Origin of the sequence: Microcoleus sp. FACHB-SPT15 (genome assembly GCF_014849525.1) — a bacterium.
GTDB classification, from domain to species: domain Bacteria; phylum Cyanobacteriota; class Cyanobacteriia; order Cyanobacteriales; family Coleofasciculaceae; genus Symplocastrum; species Symplocastrum torsivum.
Genome location: NZ_JACJNU010000028.1, coordinates 25,798 through 52,268, shown reverse-complemented (window position 1 = coordinate 52,268; position 26,471 = coordinate 25,798). Strand labels below are relative to the sequence as shown.

The 26,471-nt window shown below is 45.3% G+C and carries 18 protein-coding genes; 11 read left to right on the top strand and 7 right to left on the bottom strand.

Going from position 1 to position 26,471, the window contains the following annotated elements; translation table 11 throughout:
• The first annotated feature begins 159 nt into the window (after nt 1–159).
• The gene (locus tag H6F98_RS08460; RefSeq protein ID WP_192218232.1) at nt 160–1,611 is read left to right on the top strand and encodes an LCP family protein; all 1,452 of its coding nucleotides are present in this window, start codon (nt 160–162) and stop codon (nt 1,609–1,611) included.
• A gap of 324 nt (nt 1,612–1,935) precedes the next feature.
• Here the strand turns inward: H6F98_RS08460 and H6F98_RS08455 are convergent, their stop codons facing one another.
• Nucleotides 1,936–3,570, bottom strand: a complete 1,635-nt coding sequence (locus H6F98_RS08455) for an alpha-D-glucose phosphate-specific phosphoglucomutase (RefSeq protein ID WP_192218231.1) — start codon at nt 3,568–3,570, stop codon at nt 1,936–1,938.
• A gap of 224 nt (nt 3,571–3,794) precedes the next feature.
• Between H6F98_RS08455 and H6F98_RS08450 the strand changes: the two genes are divergently transcribed.
• Together H6F98_RS08450 and H6F98_RS08445 are read left to right on the top strand one after the other, a co-directional pair.
• Nucleotides 3,795–4,397, top strand: a complete 603-nt coding sequence (locus H6F98_RS08450; protein ID WP_192218230.1) for a deoxynucleoside kinase — start codon at nt 3,795–3,797, stop codon at nt 4,395–4,397.
• A 328-nt stretch (nt 4,398–4,725) separates the two neighbouring features.
• Entirely contained in the window at nt 4,726–5,055 is a 330-nt protein-coding gene (locus H6F98_RS08445) for a hypothetical protein (RefSeq protein WP_192218229.1), read from the top strand.
• Between the two features lie 308 nt (nt 5,056–5,363).
• On the opposite strand, the gene H6F98_RS08440 is transcribed toward H6F98_RS08445, so the two are convergent.
• Complete coding sequence (locus H6F98_RS08440) at nt 5,364–7,223, bottom strand: ShlB/FhaC/HecB family hemolysin secretion/activation protein (RefSeq protein ID WP_192218228.1); 1,860 nt, start codon at nt 7,221–7,223, stop codon at nt 5,364–5,366.
• A gap of 106 nt (nt 7,224–7,329) precedes the next feature.
• Between H6F98_RS08440 and H6F98_RS08435 the strand changes: the two genes are divergently transcribed.
• The 7 genes from H6F98_RS08435 (at nt 7,330) to H6F98_RS08405 (ending at nt 18,922) form a co-directional block, all read left to right on the top strand.
• The gene (locus tag H6F98_RS08435) at nt 7,330–9,987 is read left to right on the top strand and encodes a CHAT domain-containing protein (protein WP_192218227.1); all 2,658 of its coding nucleotides are present in this window, start codon (nt 7,330–7,332) and stop codon (nt 9,985–9,987) included.
• A gap of 56 nt (nt 9,988–10,043) precedes the next feature.
• Nucleotides 10,044–11,951, top strand: coding sequence for a RiPP maturation radical SAM C-methyltransferase (locus H6F98_RS08430; protein WP_192218226.1), 1,908 nt, complete (start codon nt 10,044–10,046; stop codon nt 11,949–11,951).
• Between the two features lie 101 nt (nt 11,952–12,052).
• Nucleotides 12,053–12,736, top strand: a complete 684-nt coding sequence (locus H6F98_RS08425; protein ID WP_206759645.1) for an iron-containing redox enzyme family protein — start codon at nt 12,053–12,055, stop codon at nt 12,734–12,736.
• A gap of 116 nt (nt 12,737–12,852) precedes the next feature.
• Nucleotides 12,853–13,110 (top strand): hypothetical protein, encoded by a 258-nt coding sequence (locus H6F98_RS08420; RefSeq protein WP_192218224.1) that lies wholly within the window; start codon nt 12,853–12,855, stop codon nt 13,108–13,110.
• Nucleotides 13,111–13,261: 151 nt separating this feature from the next.
• The gene (locus H6F98_RS08415; protein ID WP_192218223.1) at nt 13,262–15,820 is read left to right on the top strand and encodes a filamentous hemagglutinin N-terminal domain-containing protein; all 2,559 of its coding nucleotides are present in this window, start codon (nt 13,262–13,264) and stop codon (nt 15,818–15,820) included.
• 15 nt (nt 15,821–15,835) lie between these two features.
• Nucleotides 15,836–17,911: a CHASE2 domain-containing protein gene (locus tag H6F98_RS08410; protein WP_242058441.1), complete on the top strand. Its 2,076-nt coding sequence runs from the start codon at nt 15,836–15,838 to the stop codon at nt 17,909–17,911.
• Nucleotides 17,912–18,025: 114 nt separating this feature from the next.
• Nucleotides 18,026–18,922: a DUF928 domain-containing protein gene (locus H6F98_RS08405; RefSeq protein ID WP_192218222.1), complete on the top strand. Its 897-nt coding sequence runs from the start codon at nt 18,026–18,028 to the stop codon at nt 18,920–18,922.
• Between the two features lie 168 nt (nt 18,923–19,090).
• Here the strand turns inward: H6F98_RS08405 and H6F98_RS08400 are convergent, their stop codons facing one another.
• Nucleotides 19,091–20,599 carry a pentapeptide repeat-containing protein gene (locus H6F98_RS08400; RefSeq protein ID WP_192218221.1) on the bottom strand — a complete coding sequence of 503 codons (1,509 nt, stop codon included), beginning with the start codon at nt 20,597–20,599 and terminating at the stop codon, nt 19,091–19,093.
• 333 nt (nt 20,600–20,932) lie between these two features.
• On the opposite strand from H6F98_RS08400, the gene H6F98_RS08395 reads away from it, so the two are divergent.
• On the top strand, nt 20,933–21,781 hold the full coding sequence (locus H6F98_RS08395) for a M28 family peptidase (protein WP_192218220.1): 849 nt from the start codon (nt 20,933–20,935) through the stop codon (nt 21,779–21,781).
• A 437-nt stretch (nt 21,782–22,218) separates the two neighbouring features.
• Here H6F98_RS08395 and H6F98_RS08390 read toward each other — a convergent pair whose 3' ends face one another.
• The 4 genes from H6F98_RS08390 to H6F98_RS08375 form a co-directional block, all read right to left on the bottom strand.
• Nucleotides 22,219–22,659 (bottom strand): DUF4214 domain-containing protein, encoded by a 441-nt coding sequence (locus H6F98_RS08390; protein ID WP_192218219.1) that lies wholly within the window; start codon nt 22,657–22,659, stop codon nt 22,219–22,221.
• A gap of 151 nt (nt 22,660–22,810) precedes the next feature.
• Nucleotides 22,811–24,799, bottom strand: coding sequence for an alpha-amylase family glycosyl hydrolase (locus tag H6F98_RS08385; RefSeq protein ID WP_192218218.1), 1,989 nt, complete (start codon nt 24,797–24,799; stop codon nt 22,811–22,813).
• Between the two features lie 89 nt (nt 24,800–24,888).
• Nucleotides 24,889–25,809, bottom strand: coding sequence for a ribonuclease D (locus tag H6F98_RS08380; RefSeq protein ID WP_192218217.1), 921 nt, complete (start codon nt 25,807–25,809; stop codon nt 24,889–24,891).
• Nucleotides 25,810–25,869: 60 nt separating this feature from the next.
• Nucleotides 25,870–26,469, bottom strand: coding sequence for a trans-aconitate 2-methyltransferase (locus tag H6F98_RS08375; RefSeq protein ID WP_192218216.1), 600 nt, complete (start codon nt 26,467–26,469; stop codon nt 25,870–25,872).
• Nucleotides 26,470–26,471 lie beyond the last annotated feature (2 nt).

The following is a 26,471-nucleotide window of genomic DNA, read 5'->3' as shown; positions in this document are numbered from 1 at the left end:
TTAGGATGGAGATTTTATTCTCATGTCCTCTGGCTGACTCAGCCTCTCCTAGCAACTTGGGTCACTAGACAGAGATTGAGGCGCTGACGTTATAATCCTGCATGAGATTTCAGCATATAAACTGTACGCACAGCTGCGGTTGTTAAACGTGAGGTGAGGGTGAAAGACAGTGTAGAACAGTCTCCAACGAGCTTGGGACTCAAATCGTCCACAGGTTCTAGCAATAGTCAGACCGATTTCCATGCCGATGGTGTTGATGGTGGTGAAGCTGAACCACCTCAGCCACCACCTAACAATGCAGAGGAAAAAAACTCTCATCCTGATTCTAAAAGAGACGACTTCCCTCGTCGTCGCTACATTCGGTGGTTTCTCTGGAGTGCTGCTTTTATATTTACAGCCACAATTTCTGCCACCTTGGGGGCAACACTAGCATTGATTACGCCGTTGTCACCTCTAATTGCCCCTCTAACTCAAGGTACAGGTGCTAAAGAACTGTGGCGTCGAGGCTTCCAGTACGACTTGGCACGACCTGTCAACATCCTCGTCATGGGAATCGATCGAGTTCCAGGTATCCCCAAGAGTTCACCGCAAGTGTTTTCCGGTCGCAGTGATACGATGTTGCTCTTGCGGCTGAATCCGGCAGATAACACGGTGAGGATGCTCTCAATTCCACGGGATACTCAAGTAGAAATCCCAGGCATCGGAATGGCGAAAATCAACGATGCCAATGTTGAGGGGGGGCCTGCCTTAACAGCACGAGTTGTGAGTCGCAGTTTAAACGATGTTCCAATTGACAGATATGTGCGCGTTACCACAGATGCTTTTCGTGAACTGGTAGACCTTGTAGGCGGCGTTGAGGTCTTTGTCCCCTACCAGATGGAGTATGAAGATGTCACTCAAAATTTGAAAATTGATTTAGACAAAGGCTGGCAAACGTTGAATGGTGACCAAGCCGAACAGTTTGCCCGGTTCCGCAAAGATCAGTATGGCGATATTGGTCGGGTACAGCGGCAGCAAGCACTCCTCAAAGCACTGCGTCAACGTGTGGTTAACCCTACTGTATTACCTCGATTACCGCAGATCATTCGGGTGATGCAGCAGTATATTGATACAAATCTCAGTTTGGAAGAAATGCTTGCTCTTGTAGGTTTTGGTCTTGACCTAGAGCAAGATGCCTTCAAGATGGTACTCTTACCGGGTCGATTTAGCGAACTCAATGAGTACGTCGCTAGTTATTGGATTATGGATGAGGCGGGACGAGACCGAGTAATGCGAGAGTATTTCCAGCAAACTCCATCGTGGAGTTCCTTGGATGCTATCAGTCGCTCACCCAATCAGGTACGCATTGCGATTCAAAATGCAACCAATGACCCACAACTTGGTCAACGTGTTGCTCAATATCTAGCAGAAAAGGATTTTCATAACGTTTATATTGTTCAGGATTGGCCTGACCAGCTACGCCAGACTCAGATTATTGTCCAGCAAGGTGATTTAGAAGCAGCAGCAGCTCTCAAAAAAGTGTTAGCACTCGGTCAAGTAGAGGCATCTTCTACGGGCGACATTGATTCTGAGCTAACTATTCGAGTGGGTGAAGACTGGCTAAATAGGTAGTTCGGATTCTCATACTACTTACGGTCGTAAAATTGCTGACTCAGCCTATTGCGATCGCTTTCGGTTATTTGTTGGTGCTTAGCTACATTCAACCCAGAGATTTCTATTGTTATACCAGATTAAGACATCAACGGAGGCTATGACCCTTAGCCAGAGCTATTTGGCTGAAAGCTGACTGCTGCTTCTATACTACAAAACCTGTTTAGCAGATAGGCTATTGCATCCAGACGAAAAAAGCGATCGCCAAAAGTTATTGATGTGTTCAAATTCCTCCCCGCGCAGAGAAGCTTGGGGAGGGGTTCTTCAAGCGTCTACAAACATGGCTTATGTAATTACTGTTGGAGCCTCCCGCTGCGTAAAGTTACGAATTTGGGCAATCTCTTCGGCGATCGCAATCAGGGGTGCCAGTGCTTCTTGTGTATCCTGATCATGCTTGCTTGAATCCGGTTCATAGCTTTCTACATAAAGCCGGAGTGTTGCCCCTTGCGTTCCCGTACCCGAAAGTCGGAAAACGATGCGAGAGCCATCAGTAAAGCCAATCCGGATGCCCTGATTTTTGCTGACACTATCATCCACGGGGTCAGTGTAGCTAAAGTTGTCGCTGTAATCGACTTCATACTGACCATATTGCTTGCCTTTGAGTTCTGGCGATAGCTGCCCAAGACGTGCCATCAGTTCAGACGCTCGATCAGCATCTACGCCTTCGTAGTCATGGCGCGAGTAGTAATTTCGCCCATAGGTTTGCCAGTGACTGCGGACAATTTGCTCAACGGACTCAGAACGCACCGCTAGGATGTTGAGCCAGAACAGCACTGCCCATAACCCGTCCTTCTCACGTACATGGTTTGAGCCAGTGCCAAAACTCTCTTCACCGCATAAGGTTACTTTGTCTGCATCAAGCAGATTGCCAAAAAATTTCCAGCCTGTAGGGGTTTCGTAGCAGTCGATTCCAGCTTGAGCCGCAACTCTGTCTACAGCCGCACTTGTGGGCATAGAACGGGCGACTCCAGCGATACCCTGGCGATAACCGGGAACCAGATGAGCATTAGCCGTTAATACCGCTAGGCTATCGCTAGGAGTAACGAAAAATCGTTGTCCCAAAATCATATTGCGATCGCCATCTCCATCCGAAGCCGCGCCAAAGTCCGGTGCATCAGTTCCGTAGAGAACCTCTACTAGGTCATGGGCATACACCAGATTGGGATCAGGATGACCACCGCCGAAGTCCTCTAGGGGTATGCCATTGAGTACCGTCCCTGCTGGTGCGCCTAACCGTTCCTCAATGATCGCTTTGGCATAAGGCCCCGTTACCGCGTGCATTGAATCAACACACAACCGGAATTTTCCAGAAGTTAGGAGTTCACGGATTCGATCAAAATCAAACAGAGACTCCATCAATTGGGTGTAAGGCTCAACTGGGTCAATCACCTCCACGACTGCGCTTCCTAGTTGAAATTCACCCAGCTTATCTAAATCAACATCTGGGGCTTCCAGGATGTGGTAAGTGTCGATAACTTTACTGCGGTCATAGATGGACTCGGTTACTTTTTCTGGTGCTGGCCCACCATTGCTGGTGTTGTACTTGATGCCAAAATCTCCCTCTGGGCCACCTGGATTGTGACTAGCTGAGAGGATAATGCCGCCGAAGGCTTGGGACTGGCGGATAACACAGGAAGCGGCTGGGGTAGAGAGGATTCCACCACGACCCACTTTGACTCGCCCGAACCCATTCGCGGCTGCCATTTTTAAGATGGTCTGAATCGCTGTACGGTTGTAGTAGCGACCATCGCCGCCAAGAACTAGCGTCTGACCCTTGTAGCTCTCAAGAGCGTCAAAGATTGACTGGACAAAGTTTTCCAGGTAATTGGGCTTCTGAAAGACCGTAACGGGCTTGCGTAGACCGGATGTACCGGGCTTTTGGTCGGTGAAGGGCGTAGTCTGGAGTGTGCGTATGTTCATAAAGAAACACCAAGCATATTTCACGACTCAGTTATATCGTTAATCGCACCCTTCATTTGTTCTTGTCTACTCTTGTAGCGCTTATTGCTCCGAAACTTGAGCAAATCTATAAGCTTGTTGCAGATTTTTCCCAACTCGCTCCCTTGTCTCTTTTGCTTCCCCTGCTTCCTCTGCCGATTTTCATCAGACAGATGAACTCGTCCACCATCCCCTTATAGTTGTTGATGATGCCATTCTGGGAGACTGATCGGGTGAAGTATTTTGTTGCTCTTGCCGGGAATATTGGAGCTGGCAAGTCAAGCTTAACCTCTCGGCTGGCTCAACGGTTAGGCTGGGAACCTATCTTTGAACAAGCAGAAGACAATCCCTATCTTGCTGACTTTTATCAGGATGCTTTTCAATGGAGTTTCCATTCCCAAATGTTTTTCTTGACGTGCAAATTACGCAACTCTCGTGCTTTATTAGACTGTCCTAATTCATTAGTACAAGACCGAAGTATTTATGAAGATGGAGACATCTTTGCCTTCAATCTCTATAAAAAGGGTTATATAAGTGAACGGGATTGGCAGTTGTACCGTAACTTATACAATGGCTTAGTTAGTCTATTACCACTACCTCATTTAGTCGTTTATCTTCGAGCTTCTGTCCCTACATTGATGCGACGAATCAATCAACGGGGTTATACCTATGACCTCACTATTAGTCCGACCTACTTAGCAGAACTAAATGAGCTTTATGAAAATTGGGTAAATAGTTTCAATCTCTGCCCAATTTTGACGGTAACTACTGATGAGCTAGATTTTATACAGTGCGAAGAACATTTTTAGTTTTTATTGCAAAAATTAACAAGTGTTATATCAGATATTAAGTAAAAACTTTATACTTTTACTTAGGGCTGTTATAGCTGTACTTCTATCAAGAAGAGTATACAAAAGTTTAACATCTGGGCAAAAAAAAAGCGATCGCACTCTTCACGCCAAGCACTAAAACATTACTTTAGTAGCCCTCATCCCCTTTTGTGAGGATTTGAAGAGGTGGTTGATGGGCAAATTTCTACCTAAATTTATTCAGCTATCTTATGTCTAAGGAAGTACAAGCGTACCAACGGAGATAAATACTATTGATGGTAGATCTAAGTAATTGGGGGAACATCCCATGGCAGTATCATCAACAACTAACCTCGAACAAACAATTACAGCTTTTCAAGGCGGTTTGACCTCTATACCTCCTATGGAAGCGCTAAGTTTAATTGGTGACTTTGAACAGCAGATGAGGAGCTTAGGCGCTACGCAAATTGCTAGCGATCTAGAAGAACTGAAGCACCTATTAACAAGCGGCACTGCCACCAATTCTGCTATTAGTAAAGTTTTAGTCTCCCTCGGTTCACAAACTAAAAGTGCCGCTGCAAGTGCTGAGCCAACTGTTTCGAGTAAGTTAATGCAACTCGGTGAACTACTGGCTTCTACAGGTGCTTCGATGTCGTAAACTATAGCAGAAAGCAGTCAGCTATCAGCTTTTTTTTTCTTGTCTCCCTTGTTTCATAACCTGATCTGTACCTCATCCAACTGAAAAGTACTATATTACGGTTTTTGTTCACTGTTGGCTGTTGGCTTGTCACTGTCAAAAGTGAATAAGCTATTCCACATTTAACTTGCATGATTGGGAGGGGCAAGATGCCCATCCCACAAGATTTTTGTCAACAACGCTAATGCAAACTAGATGTGGAGTAGCTTAATTGCATAAATAAATAGTTAAAGACTTGAATACAATTTCGTAATAGTTAACTACATATTCTAAAAAGGTTGAAAGCGTAGCGAGAAAGTAATGCCATTGTCTTGAAGCGTATTACCTTCATCGCTGACAGAAATAAGAGGAATTCCCCAATCTAAAGTTGCAGAAAAAGAAGGATTAAGTTGCCAGCGTAAGCCTAAACCAATGCTAGCTAGGGTACTAGGGCTAAGAATTTGACCCTTGTTGTTCCAAGCTGTACCAATATCAAAGAAAGGAGCGAGTTGGATTGTGCCAATTCCATTTGAGTCACGAATAATGGGAAAGCGCACTTCCACTGAACCAACAACACCATTGTCAGCAACTCGTTGATTTTGGCGATAGCCTCGTACTGTATCAACACCACCGATACTAAATTGTTCAATGGGTAAGAGTGAGTCAAAGGAGAGTTGAGCGCCAGTACGGGCAACTAAAATTACATCTCCACCTAATGCTTTAACCCACTGAAACTGCCCTAACCAACTGATAAACTGGGCATCTGTACCACTGTCATTAACAGTTGCTCCCAAGGCATCTAATCCAAAACTAAATTGCGATCGCGCTGCTAAAACCTGGGTAGTTGAGCGATTAGTCCAGTCCTGACTAAACCGTAGTGCTGTTATTTTGGACTTACCATTTTCTGGTCCCTCAGAAAATGAATAGGGAATATCGTCTAGTAAAAATGTTTCACTTTGGCGCAAGTCAAGTGCGAGTGAGAGACTAAACTCACTTGTCGGAGTAAGAACAAGCGGTTGCCGAAAATTAAGGGAAAGGGTGTAAGACTCTGCCCTAATATCAAGATCGGAAAACGGGTCTTCAACAATTCGACTATCGTCATTGCTATAACTTAAACTCAGGGTGCCTTCACGGGGATTTACGGGAATCCCGTAGCTGAGGTTATAGCTGTCGATGCCTTCAGTAATGCCATAACTAGCACTAAAGCGATCGCCAAAACCCAGTAGATTATTATGTGCGATCACAACCGTTCCCCGCAATTCCCCAACACTCGGAGAATCACGATTTTCCACCACAACAGATGCTGTGATTGGCTGCGCCTCTGTGACATTGAGTGTTAGAGTGCTCAATCCGGGTGCGCTTCCTGTTGAAAGTTCGGCTTGCACGCTACGAATGAGGGGATTGTCTTGCAACAGTTGCAACGCTTCTTCTAAGCGGCGGAGATTGATCGGTGCGCCAGTCGCTAAGGCAATGCGATCGCGTATGTAGCTAGTTTGCAAACGCTTCAATCCCTGAACATCAATCGATTCTATCGCCCCTTCTATTACCTGAATTCGCACCACACCATCTGTTAAATCCTGGGCTGGCAAAAATGCGCCAGATGTGGTGTAGCCTTTGGTTGTATATAAATCTGTAATGGCAGTGCGAATCGCTAAGAGTTCTTCAAACGTAGCCTCCTTCCCAACAAATGAGGCAACGGCAGCTTGCACTTCATCTGCTGAAAAGACTGTACTTCCCAACACCTCAATTCGTTCTACCTTGACGGTGACTCCTATTTCTGGTGATGGAGTGAGTGGGAGTTCGGGTGGAGTCAGTGACGGTGATGGTGTGGGAGTTTCTGACGGTAGGGCAGGTAGAGGAGATAGCGTTGGACGAGTCGGTTCTAAGACTCCAGGAGGAATATCAGGATTAATCTGGGCTATTTGAGGAACGTGGAATTTCACGTCCGAATCTTGGACTGAATTCTCCCCCCTTAAAAAGGGGGGCTGGGGGGGATCTGAATTTAATGGGGAAGTTTGAAAACACTCCCTAGAGGGTGGACAGGGGGGCACCGCCCTCACAAAATCATCATTTCCTAATTGAGCAAGTGCAACAGAACTCCAACTCAGGTACAACAAACCTGTACCCAGCACGATCACGTTAAGTCTCATGGGGCTGTTAACGATGACTATCCGAATTAAGAAATATCTGCATCTTTACGGACACTGTCCAATCTACTGAATAAAATACGATTATATTTCGTCAGATACTCGACTAATGTTCCAAAATTGGCGGTATTGGCATCGGTTTAGTGTTTTATGGCTAGCTAGTCTCGTTTTTTGCCTTGTTTTCCACACTTGCTCAACTGGGCAAGCCGAGCAACCAACTGTTTTAGCAAGGCAAACCCTTGTGTCATCCATGCTGAATAAGGGTGTACAACCCTATAGTCCTACCGTTCAGCAAGGAATTGAACGCTATCAGGCTGGAAAATTCATGGAAGCGATTGCCCTGTGGGAAGAAGCACTGCCTCAAATTTCTGAGGTAAAAGAAAGGGCGATTATTTACACTAACCTAGCGCTAGCTTATCGGCAAACAGGTCAAATAGATCGAGCGATCGCATATTGGGATGAAGCGATTAAAATTTACCGCTCTCAAGCCGATGCAACGACTCGCCAACCCTTAGCGGGACTGTTAACCGAGCAAGCACAAGCTTACAGCAGTTTGGGACAACATCGACGAGCGATTACTCTCTTAGAATCGGCAATTGAACTAGCACAGCAAAACCGCGAGCGCTTAACGGAATCGGCAGCGCAAGGAGCGTTAGGGAATGCGTACTGGGCTTTAGGTGACTATGAGAAAGCCTTGGCTGCTCATGAGACAACACTGAAAATCGCCCGTGAATTGAATAATGTCAGTTACGTTGCCACAGCGTTAAATAACCTGGGCAATGTTTACGTGAGCAAAGCCCTTCGCTCTAGCTATCAAGCCAATGTTGCAGATTCAGAAGGTGATGAGAAAGAAGTTATCCGCTTAACCCAAGCGGCGACTCAAGATCGAGCTGAGGCAAGAACGTTTTTTGAGCAAAGTGTGCAAACGGCTAGAGGTGTAGCCGTGTTGGAAGAGGTTAGGGCATTGCTAAATCTCACTCACCTGTTAGAGGTGGGGAATGGGAAAGATTTACCCCAATCTCCTAACCAGGATTTAATTGAGAGTAATTGGAATCGGCTGAGGGAGTTGTTGAGTAAGGCTCCAGATTCGCGAGAGAAAGCTTATGCTCTGATTAACCTTGCAGAGAGTTTTCGCCGTCACGAGTCTGTAGAAAGTCAGGAGTCTGTCCAGGTTTTAGAGCAAGCGCTGGCTGTTGCTAGAGCGATTGGGGATTCTAGGGCAGAATCCTTTGCCGTTGGTAGCTTGGGGAAACTGCAAGAAGACGCAGGGGACTATGCCAAGGCGATGGAACTAACTCGCACGGCTCAGTTTGCTGCTCAGCAAGTCAATGCGCCAGATAGCCTGTATCGCTGGCAGTGGCAAGCTGGACGGCTTCTCAAAAGCATGGATGCTCGTGAACAAGCGATCGCAGCTTATGAACAAGCGATCGCAACATTACAAAGTATTCGGGGTGACATTGTTGCAGCTAATCGAGAATTGCAATTTGATTTCACTGAACAGGTAGAGCCAGTTTATCGAGAGTTGATGGAACTGTTGCTTGAATCTCCTGAGCCTGGTAAGAATAAAAATTTTTCATCATATTCCCCCCTTGGTGAGGAGGGTAAGGAGCGACTAATCGCGCAGCAGAGGTTAGGAGCGAACCAAAGCCCTAAATCAAACGTCGAGAAAGTCGTTGATACTCTGGAACTCCTGAAACTAGCCGAGTTGCAGAACTTCTTTGGAGATGAGTGTGTGCAGGTTGCTCTGGCGGAAAGTGAGGGGAGTAGCAGCTTAACTGATATCAATACAGTTGTGGTGTATTCGGTGATTTTGAATAAGCAAACTCAAATGATTTTGCGATCGCCTAATGGTTCACTCACGAATTATCGTGCGGCGATTAGCAAGCCGGAGATTGAGGCAGAAATTAACCAGTTGCGCTACTTCCTAGAATCACGGGCAACTGAAGAATATATCCCAAAAGTTCAGAAGATTTACGATCTGTTGATTCGCCCGATGGAAGCTGACTTAGCGGCAACCCAACCGACAACTCTTCTATTCATCAACGATGGGGCTTTGCGAAAAGTGCCGATGGCAGCACTGCATGATGGGAAAGAATTTTTGATACAGAAATACCCGATTGCGATCGCACCGAGTCTCACTCTTACTGCTCGTAAGCCTCTAGATCACAGTAATTTAGAAGCACTGAGTCTAGGGCTAACGGTTGAGCGATCGCCTTTTGCTCCTCTCACCAATGTCGAGGCAGAGGTAACAGCGGTGAATAAGATTTTAGGCGGTACAGAACTACTTGATGAAGCCTTTACTCTGCCAAACTTGCAAGCACAATTACAAAAAAAGAGTTTCCCCATTGTTCACATCGCCACTCACGGCAAGTTTGGTGTGGATGCAGAAAGTACATTTCTCGTAGGATTTGACCAACGAATTAGTATTGAGCAAATCGACAAACTTCTACGTTTTCGCAACGGCAGAAAATCTGTAGAATTGCTAACGCTGAGTGCCTGTCAAACCGCGACAGGTGACAACCGCTCAGCCTTAGGAATTGCTGGGGTTGCTGTTCGTGCGGGTGTGGAAAGTGCTTTAGCAACGCTGTGGTACATTAACGACGAAGCGACTGTTCCATTAATTGAGGAATTCTACAGCCAGTTGCGTCAACCCAATATCAGTAAAGCAGAAGCTCTAAGAATTGCCCAAATCAAGATGATTACGGATGTAAACTACAACCATCCAGCCGTTTGGTCACCGTTTGTTCTTATTGGTAATTGGTTATAGAGGATAGTGTTCTTCTTCTCTAGCAGTCTTGATAATCTTCTCAGGGATAGCAAACCATGACAGTGCATCAATACCCAAAAGCAGATGTTGTATTTATTAATATGCCATTCGGCCCTCTGCTTCCTTCGATTGGACTGGGCTTATTAAAAGCGTCGCTAGCTCCCCTCAATATCTCAACAAAAGTTTGCTATTTCACACTCAGATTTGCTCAACTTGTTGGGGGTTCCTTCTACACTGAGATCACAGATGGTAGGAACGTTTCGATTTGCGATCTGGTGGGAGAATGGATATTTGCTGAGGCGCTGTTTGACTCAACTCCAGATAATGTAGAAAACTTTATTGAAGATGTACTGCGGGGACGTTCTCCAGCACACAAAGAGGCATACCCTCAAATCAAGCCGCTTTCAGATAGCTTTATTCAGGAAATTCTTCAGGCGCGTCGTTTAGTCAATGATTTTCTGAATCAATGCCTCAATGAAGTTCTTAGCTACAAACCGCGTCTGGTTGTTTTTACTAGTACTTTCCATCAACACGTTGCCGCTTTGTCTCTGGCTAAGCGTATTAAAGCTCAGGCTCCTGATGTATTTATCGAATTTGGTGGCGCGAATTGTCAAGGTATCATGGCAATTGAAAATATCCGTCAATTTTCTTTTATTGATGCGATTATGTCGGGTGAAGGAGATCAAGTATTTCCTGAATTTGTGCGTCGGATTTTGGAGAAGAAACCTGTAGCTGATTTACAGGGAGTTTATACACGCGACAACATCGATGCCAGTAATCACCTGAATCTTAATGCGCCTACCCTACATGATGTCGATGCTCTACCATTTCCTGATTATGATGATTACTTCTTAGAGTGGGAAACGGTTCGTTCTCACCTCAATGACAGCTATCAACCTCGATTGCTTTTTGAAACATCGCGGGGATGTTGGTGGGGAGAAAGACAGCATTGTACATTCTGCGGACTCAATGGAACCGAGATGGCATACCGGAGTAAGTCAGCGACTCGTGCTTTGGATGAACTGGTTCATTTGGCTGACAAATATCCGGGTTATGCCGTCTCAGTGGTCGATAATATTCTGGACATGAAGTACTTTAAAGACTTGATTCCAGAACTGGCTGAACGGCAGCTTAACTTAGAACTGTTTTACGAAGTTAAGGCAAATCTGAGAAAGGAGCAAATTCGCCTTTTACGAGATGCTGGAATTACGATGATTCAGCCGGGAATTGAGAGCTTTAGCAATCATGTTCTTGAGATTATGCGTAAAGGCGTAAAAGGTTTACAGAACATTCAGTTGCTTAAATGGTGCAAGGAGTTTGGCGTGACTCCATTCTGGAATTTGCTGTGGGGATTTCCTGGAGAAACGCCGGAGGATTACGCACAGATGTCAGAAATTATTCCCTTGCTGACTCATCTGAAACCTCCCGAATCCGCTACAACTATTCGTGTTGATCGCTTTAGCCCGAATTTTGATCATCCTGAGCAGTTTGGCTTTGCAGAGATTATCCCTTATCCAGCTTACCATTATATCTATCCGTTTTCACCAGAGGTGGTAGCAAACCTGGCTTATTATTTCACCTTCAAATATTGTCACCCACAAGATGTAGAGAGTTATACCAAAGTTATCAAAGAGCAGGTAGCTGTTTGGAAAGCAGCCTCTGAAACTAGCGCTCTTTATTCTATAGATAAGGGGACAAACTTACAGATTTGGGATCTACGACCCGTTGCTAAGCAGTTTTTAGTCAATCTAACAGAGCCTCAACGAACTCTTTACCTGGCTTGTGATGCCATTCGTTCAATTAATTCCTTACGGCAGGTGGCTAAAGAACAACTTAATAAAGAGCTGTCTATCCCAGAAATTGAGGAAATTCTTCAACCTTTAATCGAAGGAGGACTGATGCTTCGAGAAGATAATTCGCTTTTAAGTTTAGCCGTTCCTTTTAAGGAAGAACAAAATCCTTAAGCTCAAGCTTTGCTTTGTAAAGGCGAGATTCCCGAATGCTCAGAGAAGTCGGGACTCTGAAGCTTGAACATCTAAGTAGTTTAGTTTACCGTTTCATTCCTATGTTAAATATCCAAACTAGCACCTCAACGAACAGTGCCAATGCTCTTGCTGACACCATCAGACCCTATCAAATTCTCCAAACTTTAAAGTGGGAAAACTTGCTCACTAAGAAGCAACGGGATGGATGTCTGCAATACTTTGTGCAGAGCTATTTGACGACCAAAGCTTCTGAGGCATTGCTCAATTTTGCGGCTGAACAAGCTGTCTTACGGGATGATGAAAATCTTGCTCCTTTTATTGATTGGGCGAAAACCCATGCTCCAGAAGAAAAAGATCATCATAAATGGTTCTTAGACGATCTGATAGCCATTGGTTTTCGCCAATCTGAACTTGAGAACCTGATTGCTGATGAGGTAATCCTTGAAATGCTGGGGGTGCAATTTGCGCTGATGGCTACAGCTCACCCTGTTTCAATCTTGGGATATGTATTTGTATTAGAGGGATACAATAGTTCACCTGCCGCTATCTATGAGCTAGGGCAAAGATTTTCGATTCCAGATGAAGGGTTGAGGACAATTTTATACCATGTAGAAGTAGACCAAGAACACCGCAAGCCAATAATAGAGTTGATTGATCGCTATGGCTCAAACGATTTTTTGTATAGAACAATACTCAAATCTGCGATCGCAACATTACTAGGTTGGACTAAATTTTATACAAAGCTAGCGCAAAAAAATAACTAATACTTATTTAACTCCTGTTAGGAATAGATATTCCTTACGAAAAGTTAAAATTTCTTGTCAGAAAAAGCTTTTTTATTTAAGCTCATTCAGTCTTTAGAATATTTACCAGAGGGTTTATGACTGATATTGATCTAAACGAGGTAGCGAAAGCATTGCAAGAGCAGCAAGCGAGGGCAGTCGCTCTCGAAGCTGTTCTCAATAATGCCGCAGATATTGGCATTGAAGATGCTCTCTCCAGGTTCGGAGCAGCTTTGACAGATACAGAAAAAGAAATCCTAAAAACCCTTACTCCTGAAGAGCTAGCTTCTCTGAAATCAATTTTGTCTAAGCTCGGTACTCAGATGCTCTTTCAGTCAGTTGGAATAGCCTTCTAATCAAGGAATGTCTTGTTTGTCCTTACATTTAGCCTCCCGACTAGCGTATTACACTAATAGCGCTCAAACCAAAAGCAACCACTATTAGACCTTAAAGCTTATATGCCAGACTAATCACTTAGTAGATAGAAACTATTAAGTTGTATAAGGTATGAAGCTGACTCAAAGCCTGAGCGATACAGCCCACAACGAGGCTAAATGTGAAGTGTTGTCCAAACATTCAACTTTTGAGAGAACACGTTGGCGGTTGTTAGAGGTTACTACGGCTTTATTCCTGAGCCTTATTCCCTCTGGAAATGCAGTCTTAGCTCAGATTACGCCAGATGCAACATTGGGAGATGAAAGCTCTACTATTCAACGTAATGTTTTAATCAACGGTCTTCCCAGTGATCAGATTGATGGGGGGGCAATTCGAGGGACAAACTTGTTCCACAGCTTTCTAGAGTTCAACGTTACGACAGGACAGGGAGCGTATTTTACCAATCCAGCAGAGATTAAAAATATTTTCAGTCGTGTCACAGGAGACCACCCTTCCAACATTTTTGGCACCCTTGGAGTTTTGGGCGATGCCAATCTCTTGTTGCTGAACCCGAACGGCATTATCTTTGGGCAAACTGCCAGTCTTGACTTAAAGGGTTCATTTTTAGCGACAACAGCGAACTCTGTTGATTTTGCAGATGGTACTCAATTTAATGCGTCCAGTCCCCAAACTTCGCCCCTATTAACTGTAAATGTTCCGGTTGGGCTGGGATTTGGTACTACATCTGGAGAAATATTAGTACAAGGTTCTAATCTCCGGATGTCACCCGGAAAAACGCTCACACTGGTTGGAGGTAACGTCACCTTACAGGGTGGAAATTTAATAGCACCAGCAGGACGAGTTGAATTAGGCAGCATCGCTGGCTCAGATTTTGTCAACCTGACTTCTATCCCTAAAGGTTGGGACTTGGACTATAGAGGAGTCCAAAATTTTCAAGACATACAACTGTCTCAAGGCACTTCCGTCAATACTAGCGGGGAGGGCGGCGGCGCTATCCAGGTACAGGGTCGCAACGTTACGCTTGATGGTGGGTCGCGTCTCTTGTCGAACACATTGGGGTCGCAGCCAGGAGAGGGTATACAGATCAATGCCATTGAATCAGTCCAAATCACGGGATTAGGAACTTATGTAGCTGATGCAATTCCCTTCGCATTCGGCGATTTCGATCCTTTTGAATTGCGTAATGGCATCTTTACCCTAAGCGAAGGCTCTGGTAAGGCTGGAGATATTACGATCAACACACGACAGTTCACGGCTACTAATGGTGCATTTGTTGCAAGCTATACATTCAAATCAGGGCGAGCTGGGGACTTAACGCTAAACGTCTCAGATGCTGTAAACCTCAGTGCTACAGGAATTTTCACGCTGGCTGGGCAGGAAGCGACTGGAGAGGAGGGGAATCTGCTAGCAATTGACACTGCTCAGTTAGTGATGGAAGATAACGCGATCATATCCACCACCACGTTCGGATCACGTCAGGGAGGAAATCTTAGAATATTTGCTTCCGACTCTATAGATTTGATTAGTGCAACACCACTCACGTTGGACAATGGTGTGTCTCTTCAAACAGCAATAGTTGCCAATACCATTGGTGATGGCAACTCAGGAAATGCATTGATATCTACTCAACGGCTGACGCTCCAGAACGGAGCTGTGATCCAAGCAGGAACGGCTGGTGGTGGGCTGGGTGGGAGCCTAGTAGTAAATGCCACTGAGTCTGTAAGGTTGACAGGTAGTGCCTTAAATGGTACTTTCCCTAGTTCTTTAGATGTCTCAACAATCTCATCCGGTCAGGGGGGAAACCTAGAAATTACTACTGGAAATCTGGTGATTGAGGATGGAGCTGGATTATTGGTAGCTAGTTCGGGAGATGCATCCGGCATGGCTGGCAAAATTGATGTTGTGGCTAACTCTATCTCTCTAGATCGCGGAACCATAACAGCCGCCGCTGAAGGGAACGAGGGAGGCAATATTACCCTACAATCGCAGAACTTGCAGTTGCGTAACCAAAGTCAGATCACTGCAACAGCAGAGCTTGGTAGCCAGGGCGGCAATATTGTCATCGACACAGACACCTTAGTCGCTCTAGAAAACAGTGACATCACTGCCAATGCTCCTCAAGGTTCCGGAGGGAGAATTACCGTCAACGCCCAAGCCATCTTCGGTACAGAATTCCGTGAAGCCTTAACCTCAGAGAGTGACATTACTGCCTTCGGGAAAACTCCTGAATTAAGTGGCATTGTCGAACTGAATACCCCAGATGTCAACGTCCAGGGCGACCTCAACCAACTGAATGCTAATTTTATTGATACCGAACAAGCGATCGCATCTAGTTGTCTCGCCCGTCGCAATGTCGAACAAGGTAGCTTCACCGTTACAGGCACCGGAGGCTTACCCCAAAATCCCTACGAAGCAATTAGCGGTCAATATCAACTCAGTACAGTTCAAGGGCTGCAACCACTTCCTCAACAACAAGCTTCTTCCCCAATCCCCAATCCTTCATCCCCACCTCCTACCTCCTGGAAACTCGGCGACCCAATTCAGGAAGCACAGGGCATGACAGTGACCAGAGATGGACGTATTATTGTGGGTACGATGCCTCAACTAGTCGCAACCGCCCAGCCTCAGGACTTAATCTGTAATAGCAGTGTTCAGGCTACAGAAAACTAATCATCTCCTCCTGCTATGAATCTCCGTCGCCTTTGGTCTGTTGTGTCACGGCTACCTCTTGCCCAGGTCAAAACGCCGTTGATGACGGCTCGTCGCGACGAAGCAGCAGCACGTTCGGTAACAAAGCCAATTGATAAGGGTAATGACGACCAAGATGGCACAGCCAGACACCTCGCAACTCAGATCTGGGAATGGCGCGGTGTCTGGATCATTGCACCAACCGTTGCCGGAATTGCGATCGCCTTACGCTTGAGTGGCAGCTTGCAACATTGGGAATGGGCAGCACTGGATCAGTTTTTTCGCTGGCGTCCCCTAGAACCGACAGATGAGCGCCTTGTCATTGTCGGGATTAATGAAGCGGATTTAAAACAGGCAAGGCAGTGGCCGATCCCCGATGCCATACTTGCCCAGTTAATCGAGAAAATCAAAGCCCAAAAACCAACGGCGATTGGTCTTGACCTTTACCGAGACTTACCCGTTGAACCCGGTTATCCGGCATTAAAAAAGGTTTTTGAGACAACCCCTAACCTCGTTGGCATTGAAAAGCTTAACGACGAAGACCCAAATTCTGCGATCGCACCACCGCCAGTCCTTGCACAACGAGATCAAGTTGCGGCGAATAACTTGGTTGTCGATGCTGATGGCAAGTTGCGACGGGGAATGCTCTTTTTAGAAAAAGAGGGTCAAACTGTAGATTCCTTTGGCTTGCGCCTTGCTTGGTTTTATTTAGAAGCTCAAAAGATTTATTCTCAACCCACAACCAATGATCCCAGAGTTTTTCAGTGGGGAAAAGCGGTTTTTCGACCATTTATTGCCAATGATGGCGGCTACATCAATGCCGATGACGGTGGCTACCAATTTTTGTTGAATTATCGTGGCGCGGCTGGACAATTCCGTACTGTGTCGATGTCTGAGGTGTTACACGATCAGATTTCACCAGATTTGCTGAAGAATCGCATTGTTTTAATTGGTTCCACAGCAAGCAGTCTCAATGATTTTTTTTACACCCCTTACAGTGGTGATGAAATTACGACTGCTGCACGCACTCCTGGAGTTGAAGTTCAAGCCAATATTGTTAGCCATATTCTCAGTGCTGCCCTAGAAGGGCGTCCTTCAATTAAAACTTGGTCTGAACCAATGGAAGGGGTGTGGATTTTTCTTTGGTCTTGTACGGGTGCTGTCGTGTGTTGGATGTTGCGAGATGCTGCTGGTGTGAGGAAGGTACTGTCTGTTTGGACAATTCTCGGCTTGTTAGTGGTTGGAGTTGGTTTAGTCGGGGGTAGTTACCTCGCCTTTTTAATCGGTGGTTGGTGGATACCAGTAGTGCCGCCACTCTTAGCGTTATTAGGGTCTGCAACAGCAATTACAGGCTACATCGCCAATGTTGAGTCGGAAAATCGGCAAACCGTGATGAATTTGTTTGGGCGTCATGTCACACCACAGATTGCCCAAGCGATTTGGCACAATCGCCAGGAACTACTCAAAGAAGGACGGATTCGAGGTCGGCAAATGACGGCTACGGTGCTGTTTTCAGACCTTCGGGGATTTAGTTCTGTTGCGGAAGTGATTGACCCAGAAACCCTGATGTCTTGGCTCAATGACTATATGGAGGCGATGGCGCAGGTGGTTTTGAACCATGACGGCGTTATTGATAAATTTATGGGGGATGCTGTGATGGCTGTATTTGGCGTGCCGATTCAGCGTCTTACCACTGATCAGATCGCTTCAGATGCGATCGCGGCTGTCTCCTGTGCTTTAGCGATGGCAGACCGACTCGACATACTCAATCACCAATGGCAGCAGGAAGGGCGCCCGAAAACAGCGATGCGAATTGGGATTGCGACGGGCAATGTGGTGACGGGTAGCTTGGGCAGTTCTCAGAGGCTAGACTACACCACCCTTGGAGATACCGTTAATATTGCAGCCCGGTTGGAGAGTTACGATAAATCGCTAGATGGTGGCGTGTGCCGAATCTTAATTAACGAGGAAACTTATCAATATATTAAAGAATTTTTTTCTACAAAAGTCCTTGGTTCTATGATTCTCAAGGGTCGTGAGCAGCCTACAGCAATTTATCAAGTTTTACGATAGTTTCGCTACTAGATTGTAGTAGCAGTTAAGATAGATTTCGATAATGAGGGTGAACTACTACAGTTACTGAAAATTATGTTAGGAAACTAAACTCGAAAGTAGCACTTAACCGATATGGCAACTTCCCAACAATTCGCCATTACCGTGGCAGGCACAGCCTTGCTCACTTCCGTGCAGCTACTTGGTTTTGTCAACGTGCCTTCAATAGCTAGTGAACCCTTCAGGGATTTAGACTTAGTGCAAACTAGCGTTGCTAATCAGGTCGCTAAGACAAGTCCATCCCAGGAAACGGCTGTGCAGGGCAACAAAACCCTGTTGCTGAGTCAAGCCACAGGCTCACGAATGCGTTATGTTCCGCCAGTTGCGAGGAACCCACGACGAAGCCAAGGATCGGGTTCACGCGGTTGTAATGAGTCTTTACCAGGAGACTTAGTAACGCTGTTGATTCCGTCCAAGGATTACACAGCACAGACGACGTTAAGTCATCCCACCTTCTTCTGGCACTTGTCGCAAGCTGTATCAGTACCGATGAAGTTCAGCTTGGTAGAACCTGGAGTTGCTCAACCCGTATTTGTCAAACAGATTGACTCACCCCAAGCTGGGATTGTACAGCTAGAACTTCCCAAAGACCGACCAGAACTTGTAACGGGAAAAATCTACACTTGGTCTGTTACCGTGGTTTGTAACGCGAAGCGCCCTTCGGCAAATCCCTATTTTTATAGCTGGATTGAGCGCGTACCGATACCACCCGCTTTGGAGGAGCAATTGTCAGCTAATGGGGCTAACACTCGTGCAACCATGGGGATGAGGGCAACAGAGTCATCTTTGGCAGTCCGCGATCGCGCAGCCGTTTATGCCCAAGCCGGACTCTGGTATGATGCCCTCGCTCTGATCGCTACTCAAAGCCCGAATTCCAGGATTTCTCTATCCGAAGATTTCCTCACTCTCCTCGACCAAGTGGGCTTAAGTAAAGTGACCAAGCAAACGCGGCAAAGTCTTGCCAAGCGCTAAGTTTTTGAAGTCTTTCAATATCAAGGTAAGTCTTCCTTATTACCCTTTAGCCCTTGATAGCATAAAGCTATCAGCTTTTTTGTTTCCTGGCTCTTTCTACGCAAGTTTCACACACCTCCCGCTGTACCTCATCTTTCCAGGAAACCGCTATATTTGCTCCTAACCGTATTAGTCTACTTCCAGATAGCCTTCCAAAGCTGCCATTAAAACATTAACTAGAGGATGATCAACTAGCTTTTTCAAGTCTTGAGTGTCAAATTCGTTTACAATCCGCACCACCCATTGTTTCAAAGCTGGATTGCTCTCAATTTTCTTAACAACTTCAAGTACTACTATCTGTTTTTCTAATGGCGTACTAGTAGGATAATTTTGCTCTAGTTGTTGTAGTAACTTCTGAATTCTCGCTGCTGTTTCTCTTAGGTTTTGAGTTTGCCTAGATATGTAATCGTATTGAATAGAGAGCTGGCTGTTGCTAATTTGGATGGGATTAGCAAAGCGGACAAGATTACTACCCGACTGACCATTCATAGAAGCATCTGATACTGTTTTATCTTCTGTTAAAGCTTTAATCTCAACATTAACCGGGTTCATCGCCAATACTCTAACAATTTCCGTCAAGTCTGCACATTGCTGGCGATAGAGAGCTATCTGTTCATAACTGGCTTGTAACTGATATCGATATTCCTTATTTATCGATTTCAGTGCAGATTCATACTCTTGTCTTAGGTGATTTTCGATATCTTCCTTATTCACCTCAGGGTTAACATTTATCCGAATAATAAAAGCGCCATTAGTCCTATTTTCAAGTGATTGAAGAGATAGTCCTAAAGTACTGCTCTCAATTTGTAGCTTTTGAAAAGCAACGAAAAAAGCTCTCCAGTCAATGCCATTTTGGAATATCAAATCAATGGTTTCTAAAGCTTTTTGAAATAACTTTGTAAATTCTCCTGGTGCAAATTTTCCCTGAGTTGGCGTGCGTTCCTGTTGCTCAGCTCCTAGGTAGACATAATCACAAATTACATCCTCAAGATTGGTCGTACTGTTGGTATGCCAATCTTCTAAGCAAGCTCCGGTTAAGGTAGCTTTGTTGAAATTGGTATCTAGTGCTTTTGTCCTTTGAAGGTTGGCTCCTGTGAGGTTGGCTCCTGTGAGGTTGGCATCCTTGAGGTTTGCTCCCTTGAGGTTTGCCTCCTTAAGGTATGCGCCGCTGAGGTTAGCACCAGTGAGTTTTGCTCCACTCAAATTTGTCCCACTGAGCTTTGCTCCAATGAGTTTTGCGCCAACGAGGTCGGCTCCACTCAGATTTGCCTTACTAAGGTCAGCGCCACTCAGATACGCCTCAGTTAAGTTGGCTCCAATGAGATTACTTCCAATCAGGTCAGCTCCACCAAGATATGCTTCACACAGGTTTGCCCCAATCAAGTCAGCCTCACTCAGGTATGCTTCTTTGAGGTGTGCCTCGCTTAAGTTTGACCCTATCAAGTCAGCGCGACTGAGATCAGCTCTACTTAAATCAGCGCGACTGAGGTCTACACCACTAAGTTTTGCCTCCCTGATAATTATCCCACTGCCTGTCGCAAAGCTGAGATCAGGTCTTATATCAGGGTTATTTGCCTTCCACTCATTCCAAGCCTCTACCCCTTGCCTGAGCAAAGCAAGATGTTCCTCATTTGCCATCTAGCGCAAGCCCATCAGCTTTATCATTTATTGCAACTAACCTAGCGCTTTCTTTACTACAAGAGGAGCTACCACTATATCTGAAATTTGATACAGGAATAGTTATGCTACTCTCCACCTGGTCACAGCGTTAGTGTTTACTGAGAATATAGCTGATTTCTTTCCTATATAGCAGAACGCCGTCAGCTTGTCGCGTATCAGCTTTTTTGTTTTCCTTGCTGTATCTAGGTCTATGGGCTTAATTCACTCTAATTGTGGCAAAAGCGATCGCACTTGTGCTGGATGCTGACACTCCTTAACTCACACTACCCATAACAACAGGAGAAGAAAATCTTGGACTTAAAAGAATCTCTGCACACACACCTGACGCAGATAGTACGCGATCGCGATCCCTATCTTGCAAAAGCTGGGCATTCTTATGTCCAGCAATACATACGCCAAGAGTTAGAACAATGGGGAGAAATACAAACCCACGAATTTACAATTCGCGGGCAAACTCATCAGAATTTCATCCTCAATCTTCCTGCAAACGCCACTAGTCGCCGTAAACAGAAACCGCCAATATTAATTGGTGCTCATTATGACGCTGTGCCTGGAACCCCAGGTGCCGATGATAATGCAACAGGTGTTGCTGCCTTGTTGGAGTTGGCAAAAGCCTTCGCAACGGAACCAGCGAGTTACCCAATCCAGCTAGTAGCATTTGATATGGAAGAATACGGCTTACTCGGAAGTGCCCAATATGCCGCTGACTTGCGGCAACAACAGCAGCCATTACGCCTGATGCTTTCTCTAGAAATGCTGGGTTATCGTAATCAGGCCCCTCACTCGCAACGTTACCCGGCAGGATTGGAACGGTTCTACCCAAATCGCGGTGATTTCATTGCATTGATTGGCAATTTGCCAACAATTCCTGACTTAATTCACCTCAGTCGTAATATCCGTAACGTTGGAGTACCGAGTGAGTGGTTACCTGTACCAAATCGAGGTTTAATGGTTAGCCAGACACGACTGAGTGATCATGCCTCATTTTGGGACAAGGGTTATCGAGCAATGATGGTAACGGATACAGCATTTATGCGAAATCCTCACTATCACAAAGCAAGTGATGCGATCGCAACTCTTGACTTAGACTTTCTTACTGGCATTACACGCGGCTTAGAACGTGGAATTCGCTCTCTTTGAAGAAAAATTAGCCCCGTGAAACCAACCTAAACAAAGTGCCGTCTGCCTCCTGCCCTGGAACCTTCTTCTAGGCTTTCTGCGATAAAAACGAGAAGGACGCAACTAGGCATCCTCCTTTGCCTCAAATCTAAGACGAATGGCACTGACTTAAGGGAAATGAGCGAGTCCAGCAGTCCAAAAATTTCTCGATTAAAGTTGTGCTTTATTCAATAACACTAATAAACTGCACCCTTATCAGTACCGATAACACCTTGTGCAGGGGGACTGGGGGCGGCACTCTGCCCCCAACGGAGCGAAGGTGAGGAGGGGGTTTGGGGGGCAACGTCCCCCAATCTGGGTTTGATCGCAAACGACTAATTTTCGCTTAAGTCACTAGCATTCAATCTAAGATAGATTGAGGAATTTGTTTGTAGTCCATCAAAATTAACTTGGTGCAATTACCCTACTCTCTGCCTTGCCTCTTCACTCTCTTCAATAGATGAACGTACATCATGGAGTGACCAATCCTTTTTCAAGTTCTTGGTAAAGGTCTTCAACCCGCTACTATCAACATCGCGACCCAGTACTTCCTGATAAATGTGGTTCAGTGCGCGTCTAGCTTCATCACTCTCAGCAATTTCACGGCGAATTTTCTTGAGGGTACTTCTACTTAGTTCCTGAGACCATGCCCTTAAGCCTTCGGGTTCGGCATCGCGCCCCAAAACTTCACGATAGATTTTGTTAATTTCTGCGCTTCGATCAGATTTTTTGCAAAAGACCACTACATTCCTGATCGAAAGCATTTCCTCACACGCCTGCGCGTTTGCTGAGCCTACCGAGAAGGCAGGAATCAGGAAGGTGGTCGTGATTGCAGTAGTTGCAAGCATTCCTAGTTTCATTGTTTTTACCTATGAGGTCAGCTACCTGTCATTGGTATTTATATATTCTATGAGTTTCTACTAACAGCTTCTACCAGGTTGGTTGATTTGATACTTAAGTACCTCCTGCTAAAGAAGCATTCCATCAGGAAAACCAGTTGATTCAGTTTCCCTATACGAATGTGTAAACTTTTGCTTCCCAAGGAAAAATTGGTTCTCTACCCGCCTGGGCATCAGGAACTACTCGGTCTTGCGTGACTTCTCGCCATTGCTTATGGGCGGGTTTACTAGGCCAGTTGGGGATTACATACTCAGCTTCATTGGGTGTGCCGTAGTCCGAAAAATTTGCCACAACAACCACTAACTCTTCCCCCTCACCTCGCTGCCAAACAACAACCCGTTTCCCTTCACTGAAATCAGCATGAATAAATTGGGTTTCATTCACTGCTAACGCTTTGGCGCTTGTCCGCAAACGAACCAGTCTCGCTACATAATCAAAGATGTCTTTACGCCAATCATCGTCTAAGCGGGCGTAGTTAACCGGGTCAACTTGTTTGTCTTTGACTTCATCGGGTGAAAGGTCATGTGCGTCAGCAAATTCTTCACCTGCCAAAATCATCGGAATCCCAACGGCTGTAAGCAGACAGACAAAGGCAAGTTTGATGTATTTTTCTTTTTGGACAATTCCGTTGTTTTCCAGGTAGTTGTAGAGGCGTTCGTTACCAAAGCCCTCCACATCATGAGACGTGACGTAGTTCACTGCCTGAGAACCATCGCTGAACCCTAAGAGGCGACAGTCAATGAGTTTGCGAACACTCCATTCAAAGCTGGGTTCGTCACCAGCACTCTTACCTAAAATTACCTGTCGCAAGATGTGCTTAAACCGTTCGTTCCACAACCCATCTAGTCGATTTTGCTGAACTAGGGCGAGAGGTACACTTAACTCTTCGCCAACAACGAGGAAGTCTTCACCTTTTCCTCCACGTTCTACCCAAAGCGATCGCGAATAATCTTTGAACTCCTGCAAAAAGTCGTAGTTTCCAACATTGTTAACGCTATCCAAGCGCAGTCCATCAACTCGATAGTAATCAATCCAGTGAGCGATGTGGAGTTTCATGTATTCACGGGCAGGCACAAAGCGATCGCGTTTTCCTGTAATTGGGTGATAGCCCTCCACGTAATAGTTGTACTTAAACAAATCTCCCCCAAAACCTTCTCGACCACTTTGTTCTGGGTCGCCACTACCATAGTGAATGTAGAAATCTGAAAAATTAATATTGCTATAAGGATTATTTCGGGAGAATGCCATCACCGCATCATAAAAAAAGCGCACTCCCTGCTGATGACACGCCTTAATCAGTTCTACTAAATCAGTCGAAGCCGTAGGCGCAGCTTGGGAATCTGGGTGTCCTAAGTTAAAATCTGCGGCAAAATAGTTCGCTGTCCCATAACCCCATTGCAGATTGTCATCACTATCTGCCGGGGGTAACAATTCCAAAGCATTAACGCCCAACTCAACGAGATGAGCATGACCCTTGTCTAAAGTATAAATATTTGGAAAATCAGGAGCAATTTCTTCTGTGTTCAACAACGACAGCACATCGCGAAACGTACCAGTACCAATTGCCTTTTCTCCCTCAGCCCCAATCCGAGTCCAGCGAGTGGGTAACTCGTAAATTACTAACTGATTATTGTTAGGCAGCCTATCTACTGGAGCATCTCCTTCCCAGTTTGCCGTTTGCCCCTTTGGGTCACACGCAATTAGCTGACCATTGTGATACAGCACAACACTAGCAGGGTCATTACTTGTTGTTCCATCAGTCTGTACAGGGGCGGGGGCAGTAATACGGCGGTCAACAGTCCAGGCTAGGGGGTCTGAGCAGTAAAGAATGCAGGGTGTACTGTTGTAGGCATTAGTATCTTGTACCTTAAACCAATAGAAGTACACCTGTCCTGACGTTAAACCACAATTTTGTGCTGGAATCTCCCACAATTCAGGGTATTGCTCAGATTGGGTTAGGGGAATTTCTCGAAAGTTCTCAAATGATTGTAAATTCCCAGTTTTAAAGTTACCAATGTACAAAGTAGGAGCAGGTTCTAATGCTCCAGGACGCCACAAAACAAAGTGAGTCTGTTTACGACTTAACAAATCAGCAAGCATACCACCCATCTCCTGAACTAGAGTAGTCCGTTATGAATGTTAAAGCGATAGCAGAACTTTGTTTCGGAAATAAATGTTAAATCTTTGTTCTAAAACGGTAGTTCCTCATCATTCTGATCTTTGACTGAGAGCCGCCAATTTGTCGTTACATCCTCTTCTACTTGCAGTTGTTCAATCATAACCCCCAGTTCTTTCTGAAGCTTTTGTGTGAGGGCAACGGGGAAATCTAATTCAATTCCCTTCGCTTGTGCGAGTTTCGCTAGTTGGTCAAACTGAACTTTCTTACTAGTTCGCTGGTAACTCGACAGCTCAAAAACTTCTGTTTCTGAAACGTTCTGCGCTTGCATTGCTTTTTTCAGACGTTCTTGGAGATGTGTCATTTCTGTATCAAGCAGCTTCCATTGATAGGCAATCTGCTGATAGCGATCGCTAAGTGCCGTTAAATCTTCTGAAGCTGGATCGGGTTCACTGCGCCGATTCAGCTTCAGTAGTTGTTGATGCACATGCGCTACATAAATTGCGTCCATCTTAGCGTAGTGAAGTTGACTAGCTGTTAGGGGACGCACCCCCCAGTCGCTAGTTTGCTCGGTTTTATCCACGGGTGGAAAGTAGCATAGTTCTTCTGCTAAGGTTTTGAGTTGCAGATTGCGGACTTGCAACAGGTAGTAGGGAATTTTTTTTGCAAGTTCTAATGTGCAGGTAACATTTTGAGCTTTGGCTTTGCCCAGTAGCTTTAAGTCATAACTGGCATTATGAAATACCTTTTCAACAGCAGGATTCACAATGATTTTGTCAACAAAATAGTCTATCAGTTCTGGGTGATCGAGAACATCTAGAATAGAAACTTGTTCACCTGTTAAGTCAGTAGGGTCATCTAAGACCTGAATTAAAGATACTTTCGGTTTGCGAGTTTGATGGTCTGCAACTTCTGTATCAATCCAAAGGATTTGGGATTGAGCATAGCTAGCCATCAAATCTTGGATGTCTTTTGAATTGGTTAAATAAGGCATTAGAGTCTACAAATAATTTTAGTTGTCTATTTTTCAAGAGACGAAAGCTGCAATGATTGCTTAGGTTTTTTGTGCAATGATATAAACATGATTTTCGGGATATTGGTCATATTCAAGATGGCGGCATGTGCAATGATGTTCAGTCAGAATCCGCAGGAAAGCATCTACTCCCAAAGTGCTGTACTCAAAATCTTGACCTTGAAATGCCCCCGAAATCTCACTGTTTGTATGTCCACCACCACATGAAAACAGGAACACCCCATCGGGTTCAAGAGCATCGCATAGTTTTCTCGCGACAGGCTCTTGTGCATTTAGCGGCAGATGAAATGTGCTGTCCCAAGCAGAAATCAAACTGTAGCGTTTAGGAGGAATCCAACAGCAGATGTCTTCCCTGTAGAATGCGATTTCTGGATGCAGCTTACGGGCTAAATGTATCATTTCTCTAGAAATATCAAGTCCTTCAGCCTGAAAGCCATGCTGGGATAAGATGTCGATAAAACGTCCGCTACTTCCACACCCGACATCAAGAGCTGAGTGCCTTAACGAAGTAAATTTGATAGCCCTCTCCAATTGTGCGATGCCGTATGGCGAATCTTGATGTTCAGTCTGCCACCATTGGGCAATTTGATCATATCGGGTAGCTATATCATTCGGCTCCATTA